This window comes from Aeromonas sp. Lyrl_2 (assembly GCF_051948815.1).
In the GTDB taxonomy this organism is placed as follows: domain Bacteria; phylum Pseudomonadota; class Gammaproteobacteria; order Enterobacterales; family Aeromonadaceae; genus Aeromonas; species Aeromonas veronii.
This window is the reverse complement of sequence record NZ_JAYJLJ010000048.1, coordinates 1-2,779: the sequence shown is the minus strand read 5'-3', so window position 1 is coordinate 2,779 and position 2,779 is coordinate 1. Positions and strand designations below refer to the sequence as shown.

The window sequence follows — 2,779 nt, the reverse complement described above, 5'->3', positions numbered from 1 at the left end:
CCCTCCGATTGTTGTTCCGCTGGATGCTTCAACCAGGGATCAGCTTATCTTGAGCTGGGCCAATTACCGTAACTGTTACCTAAAAGGATTTTCTCATGACAAAGCGTCCACCCAAAAAGCCACCAGTCCTTTACTTTTTCCCTCAGCTCACGCTCATGGAGGAGGGAGGCAAGGTGTCTTTTCAGATGATCTCGAATCTTCAGGAGGCACTGAGCCGAAGGCCGCCCAGCTTGGATTTTCGTTTGATAGCCCGTATGCGCTTTGCAGAGGGTGAAGACGACACGCCCGTCATGTTGCCGGGTGTTTGGGGTTATTGCGATTGTCATGGATGGCAGTTTGATTCAACCGCCGTTCCCAATCCTTTCGGCTTCATGCCGTTCCCAGATGAAGTGATCCATTGATTTACCTCGCGGGATACCTGGAGTTGCGTTCCTGGTATCCCGCTAACCACGACAACCTAGATAGGAGGCCATCATGGCTAAAGCGGATATTACCACCAACAGCTTCGACTCTCTTCGTTCCCTGGATATGTCTATCAGGGCCTTTGTTGAGTTTGCTCATGTTCTACCCGAAGATGATCGTGTAGCTCCACTTCTCCTGGTGTTAGCAGACCGTATCGAGAGTGATTTTATCTGGATGAAGAATGACACCATTCGGCTTTGGGCCCCCATCGAGGAGGAGGAGGACGACGAGCGAGCCGAGTGAGGAGGACCGACGACGACGAGGGGGGCCATCAGGCCCCCCTCGTCATTTTGGTAACAGTTACCATAAATGCGTGGTATATTTGGTAACAGTTACCAAAAAGGCCGCTATATGAAAGACGTCAACGACAATCAAACTCAGGATCTCCTCCCGATTAAGCGCCCACGTGGCCGTCCTCGCACTGGTAACGCCAAGACCCCAGCAGAAAAGCAGGCGGCATATCGCCAGCGACTGGCTATGAATACGGTAACGGTTACCTTTAATCGAGTGGATATACCGGCAATCAAGCTCCTCATAGCTAACCCTAATCCTGCCCTCGATGTTGACCAGGGCACGCTGGATCGTATTGCTCAAGCGCTGTTCGCTGCGGCCCTATGAGTCAATCGCTAAATCGTGGGGGCCCCACTTGTGGGGTTCCGATTTAGTGGTTTACTCCTCCACCCGTCTTTAAGAATTGGGCAGGGGATTGGGGGGATCACTTCTCCCCCAATCCCTTAATAAACCGCTTTGGATCTATCGGAGTCAGCGGAACCCTGAACGCGAAGCGCCCTCCGTAGGGTCCCGCGGGGGGGCGAAGCCCGCAGGCCTTGCTTGTTCAGTAACCAAAGGAGTACGATTTGTTGTCCGTCTCCCAAACTCCATTAGCCGGATAGGGGCGAAAAGAAGTAGGCAGGAGCGCCAGCGCACGAGCAGCCAACGCCGAAAAAAGAAAGCCCCCGCAAGGTCTGAACCACCTTCGGGGGACGGTCACCCACTCAACCGTTAACGCATCACAGGTGACGTCATGATCTTACATCATTTTGCCGCCTTCTCCATAGCGAGAGGGCGACATGAATCGAGAAAGTAGAGCTTCGGGGGCTGGGCCCCTTGGTATAGTTACCAGAAACTCTTCCCCCACTGTTTTCGTGGACCACGAAACAGGTGAAATACACCCCGCTGAAATCAATAGCGATGGGTTTTATCGCCTCATTACCACCCCCGAACAAGCCCGTGCCAAGCGTTGGGCTCGTAAGTCTGTCGTTAACCGGATCCTTCCGGAGTCTCGTGTCTCTAAGTGCATGAACTGGCGGCGGCCCGTCCCTGGTTATGGGTTGGCTGAGATTGATGTCTGCAAGGGCTCTCATGGTAAAGCGTTCTATCAGGGCTTGATGGCCTGTGGTGATATTTGGGGTTGTGCTTGCTGTGCCGGCAAGGTCTCCGAGCGTCGCCGTCTTGAGCTGCAAGCAGCTATTGCGTCAGCCACCGCCCTTGGTTGGTCTACCCATTTCGTTACTCTCACTGTTCCTCATGGCATCGGTGATGACCTTGATTTGCTGCTGGAGGCTCTCAGCGGCTCTCTGAAGCGTCTTAGTACTGGCAAGTACTCCATCAAGCGCCAGTTGTCTGAGCGCTTCCCTGGTAGCGTCCTGCATGGCTACATTCGCGCTAGTGAGGTAACCCACGGCTTAGATAATGGCTGGCATCCACATTTTCATATCCTGGTGTTCACCTCTTCCGACCTAGCCCCCCAGGATCTTTGGGCTGTGTATTCTCCTGCTTGGCAACGAGCTTGCCGCTTGTCCGGTTTGCCTGAGCCGTCAGACCTCCATGGCTGCACCGTCCAGGACGGCACCAAGGCGGCAATCTATGCCAGCAAGTGGGGTTTGGAGGATGAAATGACCAAGGCCCACACCAAGCAGTCGAGGGGAAAGGGTGCCACGCCGTTCGGCTTGCTCGATGCCATTCTCGATGGCGAAGACCCTGTTTATCCAAAGGCTCTGGCTACTGCCTTGTTCGTCCAGTTCACCAAGTCTTTCAAGGGACGGCGTCAGCTTTTTTGGAGTGTGGGTTTGCGGGACAAGCTGGATCTTGCCCCTGAGCTTTCGGATCAGGAGCTGGTCGAGCTTCCAGAGGATGAGCGAGCTGTGCAGTTGGCCACCCTGGATGATGACGATTGGCGGGCTATCCGCCGCTTCCGTCAGGAGGCCCATATTCTGACTGTTGCGGAGTCAAACCCCTCTTTGCTTCGGCAGGTTGTGCAGTCCCTGCGCGATGCGATGCCTGTTCAGGAGCCTCCTGTGCCTGCTGATGCCGCCCC

General features: G+C 54.7%; 4 protein-coding genes. All 4 read left to right on the top strand.

Going from position 1 to position 2,779, the window contains the following annotated elements; all coding sequences use genetic code 11:
- The first annotated feature begins 95 nt into the window (after positions 1 to 95).
- Positions 96 to 401 carry a hypothetical protein gene (locus VF684_RS20790; protein WP_440174392.1) on the top strand — a complete coding sequence of 102 codons (306 nt, stop codon included), beginning with the start codon at positions 96 to 98 and terminating at the stop codon, positions 399 to 401.
- 73 nt (positions 402 to 474) lie between these two features.
- On the top strand, positions 475 to 705 hold the full coding sequence (locus VF684_RS20785) for a hypothetical protein (RefSeq protein ID WP_440174391.1): 231 nt from the start codon (positions 475 to 477) through the stop codon (positions 703 to 705).
- A 108-nt stretch (positions 706 to 813) separates the two neighbouring features.
- Complete coding sequence (locus VF684_RS20780; RefSeq protein ID WP_440174390.1) at positions 814 to 1,080, top strand: hypothetical protein; 267 nt, start codon at positions 814 to 816, stop codon at positions 1,078 to 1,080.
- A gap of 713 nt (positions 1,081 to 1,793) precedes the next feature.
- Positions 1,794 to 2,779, top strand: a 986-nt coding sequence (locus VF684_RS20775) for a protein rep (RefSeq protein ID WP_440174389.1), incomplete at its 3' end; no start/stop codon positions are given.

Coding starts and splice junctions, on each gene's coding strand:
- VF684_RS20790 (WP_440174392.1), top strand. CDS start 96: ATGACAAAGCGTCCACCCAAAAAGCCACCAGTCCTTTACTTTTTCCCT.
- VF684_RS20785 (WP_440174391.1), top strand. CDS start 475: ATGGCTAAAGCGGATATTACCACCAACAGCTTCGACTCTCTTCGTTCC.
- VF684_RS20780 (WP_440174390.1), top strand. CDS start 814: ATGAAAGACGTCAACGACAATCAAACTCAGGATCTCCTCCCGATTAAG.